Genomic DNA, 21,485 nt, shown 5'->3' on the forward strand with positions numbered 1-21,485 from the left:
ATGCGAGACCACCCTTTGACGCCTTCCGGGTGTTGCGACTCACATCTGCTCGGGTTCATCACTGAACGCCATCGACTGCGACCTCCGCCAGAGCGTCTCGGGTGGGACGGGGACCTTGATCGTGCGCACACCTTGGCCGAAGGCATCGTCGATGGCGCCGGCGACGGCCGCTCCCACAGCGATGAGGCCGACCTCCCCCAAGCCCTTGGCCCCGAACGGATTGTTGGGCGTGGGCGCGTCCTCCGTCATGAAGAAGTCGACATCTGGCACGTCCAGCGACGTCGGCAGAAGGTAGTCCATGAAGGACGTGGCCAACGGTTGACCGGATTCGTCGTACAGGAACTCCTCGTAGAGGGAGCCCCCGATGCCCTGCGCTGCCGCACCGATCACCTGGCCGCGGGTGGTCATGGGATTGATCGCTCGTCCAGCCTCGGTGCTGGTAAGGAAACGCCTCAAGGTGTGGCCGCCCGTGGCGGGATCGATCTCGATCTGCACGAGGGTGACGCCGTAGGGATAGTTCATGTGCTCATCCAGGTAGACGGCCTGCGCGCCGAGGCCCGGCTCGTCGTTGGCCAACCTCGCGGACCACCCGTCCCACCGGTCAGCGATCTCGGCGAGACTCAACCCCTGCTCCTCGAGCCCGGACACCACGATGCGGCCATCGACGAGAATAAGATCGTCCATATTCGCTTCCAGCATCTCGCTGGCGAGCCGCTTGGCCTTGGCTAGCGTGTCGAGGGCCGCCTGACGCGCCGCTCCTCCGGCCAGGACCGTCGAGCGACTCGACCAGGAGCCGACACCCTCTGGCACGAGCTCGGTATCGCCGTGAATGACGTCGATGAGCTCGGGATCGACTTGGAGTTCTTCGGCAACGATCTGCGCCAGGACTGTTTCGATGCCCTGTCCGACGGAAGATGCCCCCGTTCGAACTCTGATCCGTCCAGAGGCGTCCACGTCGATGGCGCTCGTCTCGTAGAGCCCAAGACCGGCTTTGTCCATCAGCATGCCGATTCCGTTGCCGACCAAGCGGCCCTGTGCTCGGAGCTCTGCCGCCTCCCGCTCCCACTCGTCGAACCCCGCTGACTCGAGCGCTTTGTCCAAGTGGTCGACGACGTCACCCGAGTCGAAGTGGTAGGGCTCGAAACAGATGTCCATGCCCGGCGCGAACGGGAGGTCGGCTTCGGTCAGCAGATTGCGGCGCCGAATGTCTACCTGCGAAATGCCGATCTGTTCGGCCGCGAGGTCGAGGAGTCGCTCGCGAGCGAAAGTCCCTTCATACCTTCCTGGAGCACGGTAGGCCGACAACGGGGTCTTGTTGGACACCACGACGTGCAGGAGCCCGTCGTACGCCGGCACTCGGTAGGGCCCTGGCACCATCCCGACTGTGATGTCACTGACAAGAGGCTCGGCCTGCCGGATGAACGCTCCGTGGTTGTGCCAGATCTCGTCCTTCAAGGCCAGCAGGACCCCGTCGGCGTCGAAGGCCGCGGCCATTTCGTGCACCTGCTCGCGAGCGTGAGCGTTTGCCACCATGTGCTCGAGGCGATCCTCGGTCCATTTGACAGGACGTCCCAAACGCATGGCCGCCCAGCCCACCATGATGTATTCCGGAAACACCCCGCCCTTCACACCGAAGTTCCCTCCGATGTCGACGTGCTTCATGCGCAGATCCGTGAGCGGGAGTTCGAGTACCTGCGCGATGAGCCGCTGACAGTCGTGGGTGTGGACCGGGCCCCACATGAAGAGTTGCTTGCGACCGCGGTCGGGCTCTGCGATGCACCCTCTTGTCTCCATCGGCACCCCGGAGTGACGACCGACCACGTAGCGACCCTTCACGACATGCGCTGCCTCCTCAAAGGCGCCCGCTACGTCGCCGTACGCCTTCACGATGCGCACTGCCTCGTTGGATTGCCCCTCGAATAGTGGCTCAGCCTCATCGGTCAAGGCGTACTGAGGATCGAGCACCGGCGGTAGGAGGTCGTAGGTGACCTCCACCAGCCCGGCGGCGTCTTCAGCCAGGTACGGCGTGTCAGCGACAACCGCGGCGACGGGTTGCCCGACGTATCGGACACGGTCGCCTGCAAAGATCGGGTGCAGATAGTCGTCGATCTGCGGGTAAACCTCGTGGTACCCGATCTGTTCCAGTGGGACTTCAGCATCGATGTCATCGGCCGTGATGACTAGCCGGACGCCGGGAGCTCGTCGTGCCGCAGAGGCATCCACGGAGACGATGTGCGCATGGGCCTCAGATGAACGCACCACGCTCATGTAGAGCTGCCCGTGAATATCGACGTCGTCCACGAAACGCGCGTCTCCCCGCAGGAGCCGCGCGTCCTCACGGCGACGCACGGGCTGCCCTACGTATCTCTTTGCTGAAGGGCCGAGGCCACCCGAAGCGCCAGGTCTACTCACTGCTCGTCCTCACTTCTGTGCGATGTTCCGAGACACGAAGTGTCGTCGCGGCGTCGTTGCTTCGCTGCTCGCTGGCGGGAGAAGCGCATCCGCCCTATGGGCAGATCATGTACATATGCCTTCCCATTGCTAGGTGGGCAGCAAAGAGATGCCTCGGATTCGCGGAACATGTAGACGGCCAACGGCCGCGCAGTCGGGAAGATGCTGCCTCCCGACCTATGGAGAAGACATGACGACCGAGACCCCACAAGTCCCGACGGCCGAAGAAGAGATGCTGAACTGGGGCCGCCTGTTGATGGACGGTCTGCCGTTTGCCGACCTCCTGGCCGCCCAGCGTCGGGACGCTGATACGTCATGGTTCGACTTCTGGATGGCAAAGGCGGACACGTACGAGGCCATGGGTGACACCGCCCTGAAGGACGGAAACGACCTCACGGCCGGCTACTGGTTCTGGGTCGGATCCATGGCCGCGCAGTACGCGCAGTTCCTATGGTTCGACGGACGCCGCCCGAAGGGCCAGCTCCGCAAGGCCGAGCTCTATCACCGCGCCGCTCCACTGCTCGACCCCCCGGCTGAGCGTGTAGACCTCCCCATCGACGACACCGTGATCATCGGCTACCTGCGCCGGCCCAAGGGGGCCGACGGTCCTGTCCCGTGCGCTGTGCTGCTCGGCGGCCTCGAGAGCACGAAGGAGGAGAGCTACATGTTCGAGAACCTCCTACTCGAGCGAGGCGTCGCCACCTTCACCTTCGACGGTCCCGGCCAGGGTGAGATGTTCGAGGACGTCGCACTCGCCGGCGACTACCACCGGTACACCTCGCGGGTGGTCGACTACCTCGAAACCCTTGAAGTGACTATCGACAAGGATCGGATCGGAGTGCTGGGCCGCAGCCTGGGAGGACATTATGCGCTGCGTGCCGCCTCTATGGACGACCGGTTCCGTGCATGCGTCACTTGGGGTGGTTTCGTCCAGATGGACGACTGGGATTTCGAGTACCCCATGACCAAGCTCAGCTGGCAGTACGTCACCAAGTCGCCCGATCTGTCCACTGCACAGGAGCGGGTCAAGGAAGCCATCGACGTACGCCCCGTGCTAGCCGGACTGAAGGTGCCGACGTACGTAATGCACGGGGCCAAGGACGAGACTCCCATCACCGAGCTGGATCTGTTGCAGGAGTACGCGGTCGACGCGGACATCACGATTGATCTCGAGCCCGAGGGCGATCACTGCTGCCACAACCTCGGTCCCGCCCCGCGCCTTCGCATGGCGGACTGGCTGGCGAACCAACTTCGCCCCTGAACCGGCCCCGCGCGGCGTTCGCGACCGCTGCGTCGCGCGGGCCACACCACACCCCTCAAGGCAGCCGAGTAGCTGCGGAACGGTAGGAACTTCATGGATGAGATCAGGGCCGTCGAGTCTGGGACCGTCGAGCTGGAGACCTGGCAGCCCGATGGCGTCACCATTCACGAAGGAGACCCCAAGGGCCGGGGCTTCACCCTTTTCGAGAACTACGAAAGCGGGGCCCGGGCGACCGGAGTCTTCGAGTGTGAGCCGTCCAAGACCACCTACACGCTCGAATACAACGAGATCATCTACGTCCTGGAGGGCGAGGTCACGATTGAACTCGAGAACGGCTCCCGCGTCGATCTCAGGGCGGGGATGCAGGCGTTCCTGCCTGCCGGCCACATCTCCACGTGGACCTTCCACACCAAGTTCCGCGAGGTCTGGGTGCTTGCCGACTGACGTCTCCGTAGGAGGCGCGTTCTCCGCCCCGATCATCAAAGATGATCGGGGCGGAGCCCAATTAGGCCCGGACCACGTCCCATCACCATGACTAGGTCACTCCGAAGGCGGTGCATTCGTACTGTGTACCACCGACCGCTCCTGCCACCTTGGCTCCGCTAGACCGCTACGACCCGGGTCTTATTCGTCCGGAACTCGTGGCTTCCCTGAGTTGTTGCGTCCACCAGCGTCACGAGTTCGAACGCTGCCGAAGGTGAATCGATCTGCTCTTTGACCGAGGCGTAAACCGCTCGCGGCAAGGCGGCTCGCGACACTGTGCGTGAGGGCCTCGAGAGCGGAGCGGGTAACGATCGTCAATCGGCCATCCAGTACGGCTCGCGACAGCCGCGGCGCCATCACGCTATCGAGCTACTGCTACTGGCCGCTTAGTTGACTCGGATGTACGTCTAGATCCTGCGGTCGGCCAGGACGGGAAAATCCGCTCTGACAGAGGCGACGAGGCTCAGGTCGATGTCAGTGAGGAGGACGTCTTCCTCGCTCCCGAGCTCGGCGACGACTTCGCCGGTAGGGGCGACGACCTGGGAGTGGCCTCCCATCTCCACGCCGCTGTGCGTGCCGGCGGTGTTGCACTGGAGCACCCAGGATTGGTTCTCCAAGGCTCGGGCCCGTCCGAGTAGCCGCCAGTGCTCCACTCTGGGCATCGGCCATGCCGCCGGAAGGACGATCACGTCGGCACCGAGGTCGCCGAGTCGACGGAAGAGCTCCGGAAACCGAAGGTCATAGCAGGTCGCCATGCCAACACGACTCGCACTCGTACCGTGCGCCAGCTCGGCGACAGCGGGGTCGGTGCCGGCTTCCAGCAGGCGCGGTTCACCCTCGCCGAAGCCGAAACGATGGATCTTCCGGTACGTCTTGTGAACGGTGCCTTGTGGAGAGACGAGCACAGAAGTGTTCCACAGTCCGCGTCCCTCGGCACCGCGATCGGCGCCGTCCTCTGCTCGCTCAATGATGGATCCCGCGTGCAGCCACACACCGACCTCGCGGGCAACTGAGGCCATCTGCGCGACAGTCGGTCCATTCATGAGCTCCGCTGTCGCCCGCCACGACGTCGATGCGAAGCCGCCGTGCGCCCAAAGCTCCGGGAGCACCACCAGGTCTGCTGGTCCGATCTCCCGGATCCAATGACTCACTCGCTGAACCCGATCGGACAGACTCTCGTCGTCGCCATAGGAGACCTGAAGCAGGGCAACGCGCAGACGATTTGTGCGCGCCCCGTCACCTCTGGTCACGACCCCGCTGCCGAACTAGTCGTCACCTTCGGTCCAGACATGGCACCAAGCACCTTCTCGGGCGTCAGAGGCAGGTCGCGCAACACAACGCCGAAGGGCGACAGCGCGTCGTTGACGGCGTTCAAGACTGCAGCGGGAGCCGCGATGAGGCCCGACTCCCCCATCCCCTTCACGCCCGAGGCGGAGTGCGAGGAGGGCGTCTCGAGGTGGTTGATCTCAAACGGCGGCGCCACGTCCATTGTCGGCAATCCGTAGTCGAGGAATGTGGTCGTGAGAATCTGGCCCGACTCGTCGTAGGCCAGCTCCTCGAATACCGATGCACCGATGCCTTGCAGGACGCCGCCGCGGATCTGTCCTTCAACGATGTTGGGGTTGATCACCGTGCCGCAGTCTTCGACCGAGAAGATCTTCTCGAAGCGCACGAAGCCGGTCTCGGCATCTAGTTCCACCAGGATCGCGTGGCCGCCGTTGCTGAACATCGCCTGCGAAGGATCATAGGCCTGTGTAGCCTCGAGGGTCGGCTCGAAGTCCTCCGGCCACGAGTCGAGGTCGAAGTAGATCGCGGTGGCAACATCGGCGATCGACAACGAGGTGTCTGAGATGCCCTTGACCGAAGCGAGACCATCTACCAGCTCGATGTCATCTGTTGACGCTTCGAGCATATGGGCGGCTACCTGCCGCACCTTCTCCCTGACAATGTCTGCTGCTCGTGCCACGGCTCCACCTGCAACGACTGCGCCGCGACTACCGATGGTGCCCGAGCCGTAGGCGTGAGAGGTCGACCTCGCTGTCTGAACGCTGACGTCCTCCACCTTGATGCCCAAGGTATCGGCTGCCATCTGGGCCATCGTCGTGGCGAGTCCTTGGCCCTGCGCCGACAGACCGATCGTCACGTTGGCGGTGCCATTGGGATTCAGCCGGACTGTGGCAGTGTCGTGGTAAACGTCCCCGAGCCCGTGCTCGAGGCTGGTCGCCGTACTCTCGCCGCTGCTCTCGACGAAGCAACTCAGGCCCAAACCGATGTAGCGCCCCTGCTCGCGCAACTCGGCCTGCCGACGCAGGAAGGCCGGGTAGTCGACCATCTCCTCAAGCGCATCGATCGTCTGCAGCCAGCTTCCCTCCTGGTAAACAATGCCCTGAGGATTGGTCCACGGGAACTCGCGAACCACGTTGAGTCGACGGAAGTCGAAGGGCGACATGCGCAGTGCACGCGCAGCATCGTCGGCGAGGCACTCACGAGCGAATGTCCCGGCCATGTAGCCCACCCCGCGGTAGGCGCCGACGGGCGTCTTGTTGGTGGCCGCGGCCTTGTAGGTGTACTCCACAGCCGGTACGTCGTAGATGCCGGTGGGGGTCATCACCGCCGCACACCACGGCTCCACGGCCATCGACCACGGCGGCAAGTGATACGCCCCGCCGTCACCGAGCGCGTGTGTACGCACTCCTGTGATCTTGCCGTCGGCATCAAGCGCGTACGCGATGTCGACGTACTGCTCATGCGCGTGGGCGCCGGCGATGAGGTTCTCTCGACGGTCCTCGATCCACTTGACAGGTCGGCCGACTTCCCTGGCGAGGAGTGGCAGCAACATCTCTTCGGGATAGACGTGCGCCTTCATGCCGAACCCACCGCCGGTGTCGGGAGTGATGACTTCGACGCTTTGCTCCGGGAAACCGAGGTACGCCGTCAGCATGTACTTCAGATAGTGCGGCATCTGGGTGTTCGACCACAGACGTAGGGCCTTCGACGCCCATTCGTAGTCGGCGATCACGCCGCGTGTCTCCATAGGAGCCGCCGAGACACGGCAGGTGTAGAACCGGCCTTCGACGACCTGGTGTGCTCCTTCGAAGGCTCGTGAAACGTCACCGAAGCTTGCGCCACCGTTGAGTCCGATGTTGTCGGGCAGCTGCGGGTTCGCGACTGGACCGCCACCGGCGGCGGAGTCCGCGTTGGTGACGGCAGGCAGTTCGTCGAAGTCCCAGTCAATCAGTTCACATGCGTCCTCGGCTGCGTAGCGCGAGTCAGCCACGACCACGGCGACAGGCTCACCGACGTACACGACTTCATCTCCCGCGAGCAGCGGCATCGTGGTCGGAAAGCAGCCTTCAACCGCCATCTCGCCGACGAGGCCCTCGCACAAGGGAGCGACGTCCTTGCCGGACCACGCCAGTGCCACGCCGTCCGCGTCCCGGATTGCGGACAAGTCGAGATTGGTGATTCGCGCGTGTGCAACAGGACTTCGTACGAAAGCCACGTGGAGCTGGCGAGGGAGGTCGATATCGGCGATGAACTCACCTCGGCCGGTGAGCAACCGCGGGTCTTCAGCCCGCAGCACTCGGGTCCCGACCGAACGAGCAGCGACGACCGGCGTCTTCATGTGCTGGTGACTGTCGAGCTTCTTCACTGGTCCTCGTCCTCCGTGTCGCTCTGACGCTCGGCGGCCGCTTGTTCGATGGCAGAGATGATGGTCTGGTATCCCGTGCATCGACACAGGGACCCTGACACCGTCTCCACGATGTCCTCCCGGGTCGGCGTCGGGTTGTCCTCGAGCAATGCCGTGGCGGTCATCAGGAAGCCAGCCGTGCAGAATCCACACTGGAGGCCGTGCTGCTCGCGGAAAGCACGTTGAAGGTGGTTTAGCTCCTGGCCATCGGCAAGGCTCTCCACGGTTCGGATCTGACTGCCTTCCGCTTGCACGGCGAGGGTGAGGCATGAACGCGCCGGCAGATCGTCGAGCAGCACGGTGCATGCTCCGCACACACCGTGTTCGCAGCCAAGCTTGGTGCCGGGAAGCTGCGCATCCTCACGGATGAAGTCGGCCAGCGTCCTGCGCGCCTCAACCGTAGCGCGATAGCGGCGTCCATTGATCGTCATCGAGACGGCCAAACGCTCTTCGGGGGTCGTGGACACGTCAGGCTCCGTTCGTGAGTTCGGTGACGGCACGTCGTACTAGTGCGGCCACCAGCTTCCGGCGGTACTCGCTGTTGCCGTGAATATCCGAGATCGGGTCGATCGAAGCGGCCGCCGTGACGGCTGCCTCGTTCGCCAGGGCCGCGGTCAGTGGCGTCCCGGCCAAGAGACGCTCGACCTCCACGACCCTCCGTACGGACCCGACCGCAGCACCGACTGTGACTCTCGGGTCCAAGAGCACCCCATCGCGAGGGGTGCCGGTGGCAGCCACCAGGGCGAGCCCGTAGTCACCCTTCTTGACGGCAGCTTCCTGGAAGGACCATGCAGTACGCGTGGTAGATACCGAGACGTGGGTGAGGATCTCATCTTCGGCAAGGGTCGAGGTGAAGGGCCCGACGAAGAAGTCGTCGGCCTCGATCGTCCTACGCCCGCGGGGGCTCACCGTGTGCATCGTTGCGCCCAGGGCCAGCAGGATGGTCGGCCACTCACCAGACGGGTCGGCGTGCGCTGTGCTACCGCCGAGGGTTCCGCGCGATCGAATCTGCGGATGAGCGATGTGGACGACCGCTGCAGACAGGATCGGCAGACGCTCGGCCACCAAGGTCGAACGCTCGATCTCTCGGTGCGTCACACGCGCCCCGATCAGCAGAGATGTGCCGTGGTCTTCGATGTCATCGAGGCCAGATACATGCTGTAGGTCGACCAAGATCGAGGGAGCTGCCAACCGCATGGCGAGGAGCGGCATCAGGCTCTGACCACCCGACAACACCTTTGCGTCCGGATCGGACGCCAGAAGCTCGACGGCGTCGTCGAGCGACCTGGGTGCGACATAACGAAACTTGGGTGGTTTCACGGTGTACTCCCTCAATCAGTGGTGATTGATGACATCAACGATTGGCCGAGCGCGCCCAGGCGGAGGCGTATCCCGCAGCGAAGACACTGATCAGGGCGGCTACGACGCTGACGAGCGTTCCGCCGGCAGGAAGAGCCTTGGCCCACGACATGCCGCCGGCCAGAGCAAGGACGTCGAGCACGTCGTCGTCGCGGTCGCTGACACGCCCACCTGCCCGGCTGGATGACGCGGGGGCCGCCGGCTGCGCTGGGGCCGCGGCATTCCGGTTCTGCGCGTCGCGGTCGTCTGTGGCAGCGGCAGCAGACGTGGGTGCGTCAGGCGCGCCTTCGGTTGCGACCATCTCTTGCAGCCGCTGAGCGAACATGGTCATGAGTGCGCCACTCACGTCCGCAAGCACGCCCCGTCCGAACTGGGCCACCTTGCCGGTCAGGGCGAGTTCCGTCTCGACCACCACGCGCGTACCCGCGCCCTTCGGGTGGAGTGTCGCGCGCACGTTGGCGGTTGCGTCTCCCTGACCGCGTGCGTCCTTGCCGCGGGCGAGGAGGACGGCGGTGTGCGCCTCCTCGTCAAGCTCCGTGAACTGCGCGACACCCTTGTACTCGGCTGTGATCGGACCGACCTTGATCTTGGCGCGGCCATGGAAGTCATCGCCTTCAACCGACGTGATTGATGCGCCGGGAAGACATGGCGCCACCTTCTCGAGGTCGGTGAGCAGGATCCACGTGTTCTCGGGCGGGAGCGCTACTTCGAACTCATTGAGCAACTGCATCGGGTTCTCCTTCTTCGCCTGGGCGACGTATTCCAAGAATGCGTCAGTCGCAACTCGGGACGACCTCGGGTGAGGTCATAGCCCGCATCACGCGGGTTTGGGTAGACCGAACCGGAACTCTGTCGCCCCAGGGGGGAACTCCCCCCCGTGCTGCAGGGCAGCGGCCATCGCGCGCACCTTTGCCAGGTACGCCTGCCCCACGGCGAGCCGCTCGGGTTCCCATGCGACCAAGGCCTCCTGGACGTCACCGGAAGCCTCGATGAGGCTCTCGGCCAGCGCCCAGGCATCAGCAGCTGCTTTGGCAGCTCCGGCCGCGGCGTGCGGTCGGGGTGTGAATGCTGCATCCCCGATCAAGGCGAGTCGGTCGAAGGCCATCTGGGGGACATCGGCGTCGGCGACGATCGTGACGAACGGCTGCGGCGCACCGGTGATGAGGTCACGGAAGACGGGCGCCAACTGGCTGGTCGCCCGGCCGCGGAACTCTTCGAGGCTGGACGCCCGCAGTGCCGGGAAGTGTACGGAGACAGGCCGCCGACTGCCGTCGTTCGCCGTCATGAGCTGGTCGAGAGCCGCGCCGGCTTCGACGTTCCAGTACCACTGGAAGTTGAGTCGTGTGTCGCCCGTAACTTCACCTTCGGAGGAGACCTGACTGATGGGATACGCGATGATGTGGCCATCGGGCAGCAATCCGTACGTGAAGGCGTCCTGGAAGAAGTCCCAGGTCTCCGCCGAGACGTCACGCTGGTCCACCATCCCCCGCCAGGTGACGTAACCCGCATAGTCAGGCTTCCTGGCGAGCAACTGGGATCGCGCTACGGAGCCCCCGCCATCCGCGCAGACGATGAGGTCAGCGGTGACCTCAGTGCCATCGGCAAAGGCAGCCGAAGAGCTGTCCGTTCCCGGCGTCAGCCCGACGAGCTCCTTGCCGAGGTGGTAGCGCTCTGTCCCAAAGGCGTCGAGCAACTTCTGGTAGATGGCGTTGTAGGCCGTGAAGCGCCACCTTGCCTCGACCTGTCCCGCGCTGCGCCCAGAGGCAGCGTCGAAGTAGCGCATCGCGTGGCTCGGGACGCTGATGTCGTCCAGAGTGGTCGAGGTGCGCTCCAGCAGGTAGCGGACCAGCTCGGGTTGGACCACGATCCCGGTGCCGAAACCGGAGAGCAGCGTGTCGCTCCGCTCGAAGACGTCCACCTCACAGCCGGCGTCGCGGAGCACATTCGCCGCCGTCAGACCCGCGATCGAGCCGCCGACAACGGCGACCTTCGGTATGCTCATCCCGTACCTCCTTGTCCGTCCCTCTCGCGATCAGTTGTCACGCAGCGGCAACGCGATGGGTCGCAGCGGTGCTCCGCTTGCGCCGCGGAGGCGGATGGGTGCCGCGATCAGACAGAACTCGTCGACGCCGTCGCGCGACAGTTCCTCGAGGTTGACCAGTTCGATCATGGGAACGCCGGCCTCTGCAAGAAAGTGACAGTGCCCGGGGAGCCAGTTGTCCTCGTGCTGGGACGGACCGACCTCGACACACTCCTGGTCAGCAGCGATCGCCGAGATTCCTTGACTGGTGAGCCACTTGGCGGCCTCGAGGCTGAGTCCCGGAGGATTCCCGAGAACCTTGGACCCGTCGGGCCAAAACCCCATACGTCCAGTCCGGACCAGCGCGACGTCGCCCGGCTGCAGGGTGATGCCCGCATCACCGAGCACCTTCTGGCAGTCCTCAACGGTGATGGCGTACGAATCCGGCAGACAATCGACCTGGTGGCTCTTGGCAACATCGAGCAACACACCGCGGGTGATGATGGGCGGGATGACCTCTGCCCCGCCCTTGGTCCATCCGCGACTACCGAGATTGTCCTCGACCGAGAAGCCGTTGTAGATGTGCCCGTCGACGCCGAAATGGCTCAGAGAATCGATGTGTGTCCCGGTGTGGGTGTACATGAAGACGACATCACCGGAGTAGCAGACGTGCCGGTTGCCGGCCTCACCTGCCCCGTTCATGTTGTCAACGACAGTTCCAGCCGGCGTATGGCTCATGAACAGCTGATAGCTGGGGTCGCCAGCGGCTTGGAAGCTCGGCATACCGACGAAGTAGTCGATGCTGAGGTCGTAGCTCCGGGTTCCGTCGACCCGCGCCAAGATGGCGGCGGAACCTTCGCGGCTGAGGTGATTGAGCGCCCCGAGCTGATCATCGGGTCCCCACGGGCTAGCGGCGACCTTGATGCCGGCCCGATCCATCACGCGCCCTCACGCACGAAGTCCACGACGGCGCGCTCAGCCAGCTTGGGCTTGAGCTTGGCCACGACCTCGAGGTGGAACTCGTCGACCGAGTACTTCTGCAGATCATCCCAGGACTCGAAGTCGTTGATCAGCACGCCACTGAAGGGCTGACCATTGTCGCCCGGGTCGCCCTCGTGCGCGCCGAGCTCCCAGTACTGGATGTAGGGGTACGGCTCGCGAAGGGTGTTCAGCAACTCGATGACGTCGTCGTTACTGTGGCCCTCGGCCACACGCCAAGAAAAGACGTGGCGGATCATGGGGAACTCCTTTGCTAACGCGTGAGTGCGCAACTGCGCTGCGTCAGTCTGGAAGCCGACCATTCCGATCGCCTCTGCATGCTCCGACAAGATGGAGGTTGTCTTTGTGGGATTGCTGACGTGCTGGCCGTCCACGTCAGCCCGGAAGTCCGTCGAGGGACTCCTGGTCGTCACTCAGATCCCTGTCTCGCCTTGGCTGTTCTCTCCGAGAATGGAGAGCTGACGATCGCTGGCGTCGTGCAACACATCAGCCAGGCGAAGGGCGACCGCGAGCTCGTCGCGGCGGTCGTTGATCGGGAATCCGAGCCGTTCCTCGATCGACTTGAGGCGGTACGCGACCGTCCTCTCGTGCACACGGATGCGGCCCGCGGTAGCGGCCGCGTTCTGACCGGTGTCGAAGTAGGCCTTCAACGTCTCACGCAGGAGCTGGGTACGCGCGTCGTCGTCGCCGATTGGCCCCAACTCACTCATCATGAAATCGCGAGCGGCCGGCGCGTCACGAAGTACGACACTCTCCAGAGCGACATCGCGGTAGCGCGTGACAGGTTGGGAGCGGAGGCGCCCGACTCGGCATGCCTGCCACGCCTGCCTATGTGCGCGGCGGAAGCCTTCGACTCCATTCAGCGGGCCGCCGACTGCAACGAAAGTTGCCGCCGGTGGTTGGAACGTCTCGTAACGCTGCTCGAAGGACTCGCAGAGTCGGCTACTGCCCAACCAAGCCAGCGACGTCCCGCCCGTGCCTTCGACCACGAGGAGGGACGCCTCGAACAGTGCCGCGAGAGACTTCAGGGCAGCCCTTGGCGCACTTCCCCACACCACTGCGGCCAGGTGATCAACCTTCAGGTTGTAACCCAGTTGCTCGGTGTCTGTCGGAACTCCGTTCAGCAGGTCCGTGACGACCGCGCGACGCTGCCGGTCCCTGCTGTGGAAGAAGTAGGCCGACTTCTCCTGCTCGTAGGTCGCTACTACGTCGTGCGTGATGCGGTCGTTCCAAGCGAAGTGAAACTCTGCGGCCTGCTTCAGGACGGCGATCTGGCGCGGGCCTGCAGGGACGATGCGTACAACCGTTTCAAGAATCCAGTTCCACAGGACCACTTGACCGATCCGGCGAGTAAGGAGCAGGTCGGTCAGTTCGACGCCGGCCTGTGCCGCAACCCTGGCCTCCTCCAAGGCCCCCTCGGAGGCACCCTCAGGGAGCTGCCGGGCGTTGCGGAGCCCGTGGATGATGCTCGTGAGCGCCCCCGTGATGCTGGGGAGTTCGGTTTCGAGCAACATGGGGTCGTTGCGGCGGTAGTAATTGGGAGCACCGGAGCGGCAGCGCTCCCTGACTTCTTCGCTGATCGCGGGAATCTTCAGAATGAGTTCATCCGCGACCGCCCGCAGGTCGTGCTCGATCGACATACGTGGATTGTAGGGCGCCGGCGCACACCTCTGAGCGGCGTTCTGATCCTCGACCCTCGCCGGTCGGGGCGGGGGAGGACGCTGGCGCGAGCCCTCGCCCTCCCCCTTCCGGTTGGTGGATCAGGAGACGCCCCACACCTTCTTGAAGATCGGTTCGTAGTCAATGCTGGTCGACCAGGCCTCGCCCTCGGGCGGGAGGTCGTGGTCGTGGTCGAACATCGAGATGCCCACGCCCGACGGGACGCTCTCCTCGCCGGCAAAGTACCGGTTGATCATGTCCGCGGCCGACCACGCCTCATAGCTTCCGTCGTAGGTCCATCCCGCGTCCTGACCCTTGTTCTGGCGGACGAGTTCGATGTTCGCGGCATATCCGCTGCCGGAGACCACCTCGATCGAGTCGTTGCGTCCAGACGCCATCACCGCCGCCGCTCCCCCGGACGTAACGAGGTCGTCATAGGACAGGGCCATGCCGTTGGCTTCCGGGTTGCGAAGAAGCGCAGTCGAGATCTTTTCCTCGAGGGCGGGCCCGAAATCGGCAAGCCGGATGTTGAGTGTCGTGACCTTGCACTCGGGGCACTGCTCCTTCATCGCCTTCTGGAAGCCATCGTGCACAGCCTTGGTGATGACGAGCTCGGTGTTGCTGACCTCAATGATGTTCGCCTCGGATCCGAGCTTGGAAAGGAGCCACGTGGCCTCCGCAGCGCCGAGTCCCTCGCCCCACGTAATGAAGTCACCTTCGACAAACTCCAGGGTCCGCTCGTAGTAGGAGGGCTGGCTGGGGTCGACGTCGCTGCAGTCGGCGGCCTCCTCGGCGAAGACCGGGATGCCCGCCTTCTTGGCCTCTTCGAGGGCGGTCTTGACGAGCGGGCAATCGATTGAGTAAAGCCAGATGGCGTCCGCGTTCTGGGAGATGGCCTGCCGGATGCCCTCTTGATACTCGGAGGGCTCGTACTTGCCGTCGTATACGGTGAAGTCCCAGCCGAGGACTTTTGCGGCGGCCTTGGCGCCGTTGGCCATGGCAGTTCCGGTCGGCGACTGAAGACCAGAGCTCACCAGCGCGACCTTGTAGCCGGATTGCGCCTTGGGGCCGGTGGACGCGGGCTCGGTGAAGGTGCCGTTGCCGTAGAGCTTGTCGATGGCTTCGGTCGCCGCCTGCGCCACCTTGTCGTCACTGGAGACGGAAGCGGCCTGTCCCCCGGACTCAGTGCTGCAACTGCTGATGGCTCCCATCACCGCCAACGTCAGGACCGCGCCAACGAGGCGTCGGACTCGTGTGCCGAGTGTCTTGTGCATGTCGTTCCTCTTTCGGAGTGCTGTGCTGGACAGGCAACGAGCCTGCGAAGTGTCAGCGGCGAGCCACACCATGTAGCCGCCATTGGTGATGCTGAGTCCGAGAATCGGATCAACGAAGTGCTCGGCGAGTGAGCCGGGTCCCTTCAAGCGGCGCCTTGTAGAAACGCCCCAGGTTCGATCACGTAGCGTGGGATCGGGGTTGTCGTCAGGACTAAGCCTCAGATGGATGCCTGGGCGGCTTAGGGACCTTGTGGTTGCTGATAGCCCCTCTCGGTCTTGGTGAGATCCAGTTTGGGGGTGGTCCACAGGGACACGTGTTGCCGAGATTCGACGAATTCGGCGCGATCCCTGTCACCTTCCTGCAAGTGGCTGCCGGCGTCAGAATTGTCTGCCAGGTGACGCTCACGCCACGCCCAGGGGCGTTGTCGTCACCATGACTCGTGATGGCGTGGTGTCCGGCCTGTTGATGGCTGATTCGGTCATCTCGACCTCGCCGGAGTCGACCCGGTCGTGACGTCGATGAGCCCATCGCGGAGAGCCTTGATATAGCGAGATCCGGCGCGTTGACCTCGATAACTTCAACTTCCCGCAACCGCGCGACCGCCCTGGCCCGCGCTGCACCCAGCACATCACTCCGGTAGATAGAACTGCCCTCCGAGAACGGCGACGCTGCGGCGAAGTGCGACCTTGCACAGGGTGGAACTCGCAGCGTTCTGCCGGCTCCTGAGCCGACGACGGGGATGTCTTCCTGCTTGAGTGCTGTCTTCACCACGGGACAATGGATCGAATAGAACAAGCCGACGTCCGTCCCTCCCAATACATGGCTTGCTCGTGACCCCTTCTGCCAGGTTGTCTGCCGGATGCCCACCAGCTCGCAACCTCGCACACGGAGCCTGACCCGGTAGCCCGGACACCTGACCTGTAGCGATGATCGCTGCAGGAAGGAGTTCGAAGATGCCTGCACCACATCCGCCCGAGTTCCGCCGCCGGGCTGTCGATCTGGCCCGCCAGCCGGGCGCGTCGGTCGCGTCGTAAGGAGGGGTTGTCGACCAGCGAGCGGGAGGAGCTGACCAAGCTGCGCCGCGACAACCGCCGACTGGAGATGGAGGTCGAGATCCTCAAGCGCGCGTCCGCGTACTTCGCGCGGGAGAACGTGCTCCCAAAATAGGGTTCCGGCTGGTCCAGGAGCTCGCCGCGGACGGCTTTGACGTCGCGGTGGCCTGCCGGGTCTTGAAGGTCTCGAGGTCGGGCTACTACGAGTGGCGCGACCGGCCACCCTCGGCGCGGGACGTCGAGGACGCCTATCTGGCGAACACGATCGTCGACATCCACGCCATGTCCCGGTGCTCCTATGGGGCGCCGCGGGTGCACGCCGAACTGCGGCTCGGGATGGGAGTCCGGGTGGGACGCAAACGGGTCGCCCGGCTGCTGCGGATCACCGGCCGGCGCGGGATCAGCCACCGCCACAAGCGGCGCCACAAGCCGGCGCAGGCGGTCCACCAGGACCTCGTGCAACGGAAGTTCGTCGCCGCGGGGCCGGACCTGTTGTGGTGCACCGACATCACCGAGCGCCCGACCCGGGGCGGGAAGGTCTACTGCGCCGCGGTCCTCGACGTCTTCACCCGACAAGTCGTGGGCTGGTCGATCGCGGACCACATGCGATCCGAGCTGGTCGTCGACGCCCTGCAGATGGCGATCTGGCGACGCCGCCCCGAGCCCGGGACCGTGGTACACGCCGACCGAGGCGCCCAGTACACATCCTGGGTCTTCGGGCACCGGCTCCGCGACGCCGGCCTGCTCGGATCCATGGGCCGCGTGGCCTCATCAGTGGACAACTCGATGATCGAATCGTTCTGGTCGACCATGCAACGCGAGCTCCTCGATCAGCGGATCTGGGAGACCCCCGAGGAGCTCGGCGCCGCGATCTTCGAGTGGATCGAGGCCTGGTACAACCCCCGGCGCCGACACACCTCGATCGGGATGCTCAGCCCCGTCGAATACGAACACCACTGGCAGCAGCAACAAGCTGCCGCTGACCTTCACACCACCGCCAACGGAGCGGCATGATCACCACACCACCCGTGTCCGGAGAACCGGGTCAGGCTCCCACAGCGTTTGACCTGCGTCGTTCCTGCTCGTGACTGCACCACTGCACCTACGACGACAGTCCGATAATCACGCTGTGCCTCCGGCCCGTCGCCGCGTGTGCGACGGACAGACAGCCGACCCAGAGGCCCCCGCCAGCGGCGCATCAGCGAGCGACAGGTGGCCTAGAGTCGGATCGTCAGCCATTAATCTCTGCCCGAACGCGGTCGGCGGTCTCAAGCGCACCTTCGATGTAGCCAGGGAACAAGACCGACACATCCGACCCCGCGAAGTGCACACGGCCGTGCGGCTCACCGAGCGATTTGTGGGCGCGTGTCGCCTGCCCGATACGCGGCGACACCCATGGCGCCCGCACGTACGGGTCCGCGCACCAGTCGTGGTAGTCCGTTCCGACGATGACCGCCTCCGGCAGGTAGTGGTGAACCGCTGCCTCGATCGCGTCGCTGTCGGCGGGGTCGAAGGAGTCCCGGTCCGTGAAGCCGACGAGGATGCGACCGCCGTCGGTGGCGGGTAGGTAGTCGTACAAGGTCGGGAAGACACCGTCGCCTGTGCACGAGATTCCTTCGGGGACGCCTTGCACGTGGATGAGCAACTTGAGTCCCCTGCCTCCGTGCCCTTCGGCGACGACTTCGGCGCGCGGCCCCGACAATGGCGGCTCGAATCGGAGTTCTCGCATGCAGTTCAAGGGTGCCGCGACGACGACGTGTTCGGCCCTCAGCGCACGCTCTGCGCCGTACGCGAGATCGACCCAGTCGGCCTGTTGATGAAGCGCGTGCACCGCTTCACCCAGCCGAAGGTCGGGCACCTCGTTGGCGATCGCATTCGTCAGTGTGCCAGTACCGCTGGTCATCACCTCGTCCAAAGACAAGAGAACACCAAGCACAGAATAGTCGTGCGAGGCGATCAACTGCAGGACCCACAGCGCAGATGCGTCCTCGACGCGCTGACCCATCATGTTCCAGATCCACGATCGCAAGAGCTGGCTGGTGACAGGCGGCGGGTTCAATGCGTTCAGATAGTCATGCGCCGAGATGTCGAGATCCTTGAGATTCTGATTCTCGAGGCCCGCGTGAGGGTCGATGCGGCGCGCGTCCCTGATGAGGCAGAAGAGGACTCTTTCTGCCTCGAGAAACTCTTCAGGCGGGATGGGGAAGGCAGCGTTGTGATCTCCTGGCGCCAAGCGGTTCCGGAAGACCTTGAACGGCGCGGCGGGTTGGGTCTCGATGTTATAGCGGTCGACCTCTGCTGCGAGGCGCGCGTGGTGGTAGCGGTGGAAGTATGCTCCGCCGACCTCCACAGTCGTCCCTGGGTCAGTCGCCGACTCTCGGCTGTATGCACGGCCGCCGACCCTTCCAGCTGCTTCGAGCAGCACGACCGAACGCCCCTCTGCGCTCAGATCCCGTGCCGCCCGAAGTCCGGCAAATCCGGCTCCAACGACTGCGACCTCGACGCTGTCGACCATGCTGTTCTCCCTCTCGTTTGCTCAACAGACATTCTGACGAATCACTGCGACGTGCTCTGTTACCCGGATCTGACGAAAGACGGGTGACCCCTATCACCTTCCTGCAATCGTGACGCAGCTGCGATCCGCGGTGCGCGCTGTCCCGCACCCGACAGGGCTGTGGGCTCGTGCAGGACTGCTGCACGCGAGGGGCTATACGAACGTACGGATCGAGGCCCCAATTCATACGGCACGAGAAGTGACGGCGGTCGTTCGTCTGCCTACGGTCGATGGGTGACCCAGTTGAAAGCACTCGCATGATCCCGCCGTCCACTGGCACCGTTGCTGTCTTAGGAGCGGGTCTGGCGGGCCTCGCTGCGGCCGCGCGCCTTATGGACGAGGGGTTCGATGTCACGGTCTTCGAAGCAAGGGACCGCGTCGGGGGTCGCGTGTGGACGCAGACGCTCGAGGATCCGTTCGGTCCGATCGTCATCGAGCGCGGCGCCGAGTTCGTGCTTCATGGCTACTCCGAGACGAGGGGTCTGTTGCAGCATTACGGTCTTGGGCTCGTCGAGACCGGGATGAGCTACTACATCCGCGAGGTTGGCGACCTGGAGGGCGTGTCGACCGAAGACGTCATCGCGGCTGGCCGGGATGCGCTGCGATTCGTGCGCGATCATGCGCACGAGGGCGCACTCTCCGCGGAGGACGGTCTGCGGGGGGTGGACGATCGTCGCTTGGCCGAGGTGCTCAGGGCTCGCATCGAGATCTCTGCGGCGGCAGCAGCACGGTTAGTGAGTGCTTCTGCGCTCGGCCAGATAGCGTCGATCGAACCCCGGCCGAGCTGGCGTATAGCGGGCGGCAACCAGAGCCTTCCCGACGCGATTGCCGCCCGACTAGGGGCTCGTGTGCGGTTGGGCGAGAGGGTGAAGACCCTGATCCAGGACGAAGCAGGCGTCACCATCGCGACGAGAAATGAGTCGTGGCGATTCGATGCTGCGGTCGTCGCGCTTCCGCTGGCCGTCCTGCGTGAGCTGGGCCCCTTTGTGATGCATCTGCCCGAGTGGAAGCGCGCGGCCCTGGACCATCTGGTCCAAGGAGATGCAGCCAAGCTCCACGTCCCGCTCAGCAAGGAACCCGGGACCTCGGCGGTCATGTCCGTGCGCGGTCGTGTTTGGTGTTGGACAGCGCAGTCTGCGGACGGTCGTGTTCCGCCGATACTCAATTGCTTCATGGGCAGCGCGGAGGCTCTTGGTGCCTACGGTCCGGATGGGTTCCAGTCTGGGTGGACAGAAGCGGTGCGCCGCCTACGTAACGATCTTGAGTTCGTGCCGGGGCCCCGTGCCGTTCTGAGCACGTGGTCTGATGATCCCTTGTCCGGCGGGGCCTACTCCGCACTCGGTGCCGCCGCCACTCCGGCCGACGTCGAGGCAATTCAGCGCCCAGTAGGCGCGGTGTTCTTTGCGGGCGAGTACACAGACCCGGACTACACAGGCCTGATGGAAGGGGCGATCCGCAGCGGACACCACGCCGCCGCCGGTGTGGAGTCTGCTCTGACCGGCCGAGTGCGATGACTTCCCTCTTCCCCACGCTGCCACACCGCGCGGGCCCCATCCCCGAGACAGTGGGTCCGGCCCCGCACGGTCAACGGTCACAGATCGCTCCCGTCATGGTGCAGGAGGAGCTGTGGTCCCGCATGCGTTCGCTCCCCTACACCTACATTGCCCCGACGTTGGTTTCGGTGTCGCACGCCCGGGCTCTCCACCTCGCGGAAGGGATCGGTTCAGCACCGCCCGATAGGTTCCAGCGCGGGCGGGAGTTCGCGCACCTGCATCCTCATCACGATGGGAGCCTTCACCTCTCGGTCCCGGATCACGTGATGGAGCATGTGGTCGGTGTCAGATGGGGGGTCCCGCATCCGGTGCAGGATGCCCTACTCGTGTTCGGTCCTCGGGATCGTCATGAGCTGGAGGTTGTGTGGCACCTCGTTCAGTTGAGTTACGAGTGGGTTGCGACGTGAACCAGTCGGCGAAGAAGCGGACCCATGTCGGTGTACGCGGTGGGCGCGTCCGAGGACCAGCACGGAGCCGCAAGCCGACCGTCATCTCCAGTCTCTCCTGAGACCCCATATCCCGTTATGGGTGCCTCCCGGGCAACCCTTCGTGGGGTCACTAGCCTTTCTTCATGACTCATCCTGCTGTCCGTCTCGTCGACATCCGGGAAGCTCCGCTGAGCGTAGGCGAGGTTCTTACCTCGCTCGACGATGATGCGGCGGGCGGACTCGTACTGTTCGTGGGTCGCGTGCGCGATCACGACGGCGGCCGATCGGTGAACGGGCTCGAATACTCGGCTCATCCGAGCGCTCTAGAGCAATTGGCCCGCGTGTGCGAGGCCGTCACCGATAGGCACGAGGTTCACGGCGTTGCAGTTGTTCACCGGGTAGGCTCGCTGGCAATCGGAGACATCGCGGTGGTGGTCGCGGCGGTGTCTGCTCATCGCGGCACCGCGTTCGAGGCATCGCGGATGCTCATCGACACACTCAAGTCAGAAGTCCCGATCTGGAAGCACCAACAGTTCGGCGACGGCACCGAGGAGTGGGTCGGCTCACCCTAGCCCTCGCACACTTCGACCGGTTCGAGCTGTCAGCCGGTTGGTCACATACGTTGCCAGTCCCTGCCGAAACAGCCGGTGGCGGCGTGGGCAATGAGCGGGCGCCGGATCTCAGCGGTCCCTTCACCCGC

19 protein-coding genes are annotated in these 21,485 nt (G+C 64.5%); 7 read left to right on the forward strand and 12 right to left on the reverse strand.

All coding sequences use genetic code 11. The annotated features are described in order from the left end of the window. Positions 1 to 39 precede the first annotated feature (39 nt). Complete coding sequence (locus tag ACILQ5_RS03370) at positions 40 to 2,412, reverse strand: xanthine dehydrogenase family protein molybdopterin-binding subunit (RefSeq protein WP_395656558.1); 2,373 nt, start codon at positions 2,410 to 2,412, stop codon at positions 40 to 42. A gap of 229 nt (positions 2,413 to 2,641) precedes the next feature. On the opposite strand from ACILQ5_RS03370, the gene ACILQ5_RS03375 reads away from it, so the two are divergent. Together ACILQ5_RS03375 and ACILQ5_RS03380 are read left to right on the forward strand one after the other, a co-directional pair. After that, entirely contained in the window at positions 2,642 to 3,712 is a 1,071-nt protein-coding gene (locus ACILQ5_RS03375) for an alpha/beta hydrolase family protein (RefSeq protein WP_395656559.1), read from the forward strand. A gap of 93 nt (positions 3,713 to 3,805) precedes the next feature. Continuing rightward, on the forward strand, positions 3,806 to 4,156 hold the full coding sequence (locus tag ACILQ5_RS03380) for a cupin domain-containing protein (protein WP_395656560.1): 351 nt from the start codon (positions 3,806 to 3,808) through the stop codon (positions 4,154 to 4,156). 446 nt (positions 4,157 to 4,602) lie between these two features. Here the strand turns inward: ACILQ5_RS03380 and ACILQ5_RS03385 are convergent, their stop codons facing one another. The 10 genes from ACILQ5_RS03385 to ACILQ5_RS03430 form a co-directional block, all read right to left on the reverse strand. Beyond that, the gene (locus ACILQ5_RS03385) at positions 4,603 to 5,445 is read right to left on the reverse strand and encodes a carbon-nitrogen family hydrolase (RefSeq protein WP_395656561.1); all 843 of its coding nucleotides are present in this window, start codon (positions 5,443 to 5,445) and stop codon (positions 4,603 to 4,605) included. Beyond that, the gene (locus ACILQ5_RS03390; RefSeq protein WP_395656562.1) at positions 5,442 to 7,847 is read right to left on the reverse strand and encodes a xanthine dehydrogenase family protein molybdopterin-binding subunit; all 2,406 of its coding nucleotides are present in this window, start codon (positions 7,845 to 7,847) and stop codon (positions 5,442 to 5,444) included. Before ACILQ5_RS03390 ends, ACILQ5_RS03385 begins: the two co-directional genes overlap by 4 nt. Further along, positions 7,844 to 8,353, reverse strand: coding sequence for a (2Fe-2S)-binding protein (locus ACILQ5_RS03395; RefSeq protein WP_395656563.1), 510 nt, complete (start codon positions 8,351 to 8,353; stop codon positions 7,844 to 7,846). The genes ACILQ5_RS03390 and ACILQ5_RS03395 overlap by 4 nt, the downstream gene beginning before the upstream one ends. A gap of 1 nt (position 8,354) precedes the next feature. Next, entirely contained in the window at positions 8,355 to 9,206 is an 852-nt protein-coding gene (locus ACILQ5_RS03400; protein WP_395656564.1) for an FAD binding domain-containing protein, read from the reverse strand. 34 nt (positions 9,207 to 9,240) lie between these two features. Beyond that, positions 9,241 to 10,011 (reverse strand): SRPBCC family protein, encoded by a 771-nt coding sequence (locus ACILQ5_RS03405; protein WP_395656565.1) that lies wholly within the window; start codon positions 10,009 to 10,011, stop codon positions 9,241 to 9,243. A 51-nt stretch (positions 10,012 to 10,062) separates the two neighbouring features. Beyond that, positions 10,063 to 11,247: an FAD binding domain-containing protein gene (locus ACILQ5_RS03410; RefSeq protein WP_395656566.1), complete on the reverse strand. Its 1,185-nt coding sequence runs from the start codon at positions 11,245 to 11,247 to the stop codon at positions 10,063 to 10,065. A 30-nt stretch (positions 11,248 to 11,277) separates the two neighbouring features. After that, complete coding sequence (locus ACILQ5_RS03415; protein WP_395656567.1) at positions 11,278 to 12,204, reverse strand: cyclase family protein; 927 nt, start codon at positions 12,202 to 12,204, stop codon at positions 11,278 to 11,280. Then, positions 12,204 to 12,503, reverse strand: a complete 300-nt coding sequence (locus ACILQ5_RS03420) for a Dabb family protein (protein ID WP_395656568.1) — start codon at positions 12,501 to 12,503, stop codon at positions 12,204 to 12,206. The genes ACILQ5_RS03415 and ACILQ5_RS03420 overlap by 1 nt, the downstream gene beginning before the upstream one ends. 174 nt (positions 12,504 to 12,677) lie before the next feature. Further along, on the reverse strand, positions 12,678 to 13,904 hold the full coding sequence (locus ACILQ5_RS03425; RefSeq protein WP_395656569.1) for a PucR family transcriptional regulator: 1,227 nt from the start codon (positions 13,902 to 13,904) through the stop codon (positions 12,678 to 12,680). Between the two features lie 120 nt (positions 13,905 to 14,024). Beyond that, positions 14,025 to 15,344, reverse strand: a complete 1,320-nt coding sequence (locus ACILQ5_RS03430) for a sugar ABC transporter substrate-binding protein (RefSeq protein ID WP_395656570.1) — start codon at positions 15,342 to 15,344, stop codon at positions 14,025 to 14,027. A gap of 895 nt (positions 15,345 to 16,239) precedes the next feature. Here ACILQ5_RS03430 and ACILQ5_RS03435 point away from each other — a divergent pair. Then, the gene (locus ACILQ5_RS03435; protein WP_395656571.1) at positions 16,240 to 16,365 is read left to right on the forward strand and encodes a hypothetical protein; all 126 of its coding nucleotides are present in this window, start codon (positions 16,240 to 16,242) and stop codon (positions 16,363 to 16,365) included. An 8-nt stretch (positions 16,366 to 16,373) separates the two neighbouring features. Further along, positions 16,374 to 17,264 (forward strand): IS3 family transposase, encoded by an 891-nt coding sequence (locus tag ACILQ5_RS03440; RefSeq protein ID WP_395656686.1) that lies wholly within the window; start codon positions 16,374 to 16,376, stop codon positions 17,262 to 17,264. A 217-nt stretch (positions 17,265 to 17,481) separates the two neighbouring features. Here the strand turns inward: ACILQ5_RS03440 and ACILQ5_RS03445 are convergent, their stop codons facing one another. Beyond that, positions 17,482 to 18,765 (reverse strand): flavin monoamine oxidase family protein, encoded by a 1,284-nt coding sequence (locus ACILQ5_RS03445; RefSeq protein WP_395656572.1) that lies wholly within the window; start codon positions 18,763 to 18,765, stop codon positions 17,482 to 17,484. A gap of 296 nt (positions 18,766 to 19,061) precedes the next feature. Here ACILQ5_RS03445 and ACILQ5_RS03450 point away from each other — a divergent pair, with 296 nt between their 5' ends. The 3 genes from ACILQ5_RS03450 to ACILQ5_RS03460 all read left to right on the forward strand — a co-directional run bounded on the left by ACILQ5_RS03450 (position 19,062) and on the right by ACILQ5_RS03460 (position 21,357). Further along, positions 19,062 to 20,318 (forward strand): flavin monoamine oxidase family protein, encoded by a 1,257-nt coding sequence (locus ACILQ5_RS03450; RefSeq protein ID WP_395656573.1) that lies wholly within the window; start codon positions 19,062 to 19,064, stop codon positions 20,316 to 20,318. A gap of 122 nt (positions 20,319 to 20,440) precedes the next feature. Then, complete coding sequence (locus tag ACILQ5_RS03455) at positions 20,441 to 20,764, forward strand: luciferase family protein (protein WP_395656687.1); 324 nt, start codon at positions 20,441 to 20,443, stop codon at positions 20,762 to 20,764. 164 nt (positions 20,765 to 20,928) lie between these two features. Next, positions 20,929 to 21,357, forward strand: a complete 429-nt coding sequence (locus tag ACILQ5_RS03460) for a molybdenum cofactor biosynthesis protein MoaE (RefSeq protein WP_395656574.1) — start codon at positions 20,929 to 20,931, stop codon at positions 21,355 to 21,357. Positions 21,358 to 21,485: the final 128 nt, after the last annotated feature.

This window comes from Nocardioides sp., from assembly GCF_044226305.1.
Lineage (GTDB): Bacteria > Actinomycetota > Actinomycetes > Propionibacteriales > Nocardioidaceae > Nocardioides.

Coding starts and splice junctions, on each gene's coding strand:
- ACILQ5_RS03375 (WP_395656559.1), top strand. CDS start 2,642: ATGACGACCGAGACCCCACAAGTCCCGACGGCCGAAGAAGAGATGCTG.
- ACILQ5_RS03380 (WP_395656560.1), top strand. CDS start 3,806: ATGGATGAGATCAGGGCCGTCGAGTCTGGGACCGTCGAGCTGGAGACC.
- ACILQ5_RS03410 (WP_395656566.1), bottom strand. CDS start 11,247: ATGAGCATACCGAAGGTCGCCGTTGTCGGCGGCTCGATCGCGGGTCTG.
- ACILQ5_RS03415 (WP_395656567.1), bottom strand. CDS start 12,204: ATGGATCGGGCCGGCATCAAGGTCGCCGCTAGCCCGTGGGGACCCGAT.
- ACILQ5_RS03420 (WP_395656568.1), bottom strand. CDS start 12,503: ATGATCCGCCACGTCTTTTCTTGGCGTGTGGCCGAGGGCCACAGTAAC.
- ACILQ5_RS03425 (WP_395656569.1), bottom strand. CDS start 13,904: ATGTCGATCGAGCACGACCTGCGGGCGGTCGCGGATGAACTCATTCTG.
- ACILQ5_RS03445 (WP_395656572.1), bottom strand. CDS start 18,765: ATGGTCGACAGCGTCGAGGTCGCAGTCGTTGGAGCCGGATTTGCCGGA.
- ACILQ5_RS03450 (WP_395656573.1), top strand. CDS start 19,062: ATGATCCCGCCGTCCACTGGCACCGTTGCTGTCTTAGGAGCGGGTCTG.
- ACILQ5_RS03455 (WP_395656687.1), top strand. CDS start 20,441: ATGCGTTCGCTCCCCTACACCTACATTGCCCCGACGTTGGTTTCGGTG.
- ACILQ5_RS03460 (WP_395656574.1), top strand. CDS start 20,929: ATGACTCATCCTGCTGTCCGTCTCGTCGACATCCGGGAAGCTCCGCTG.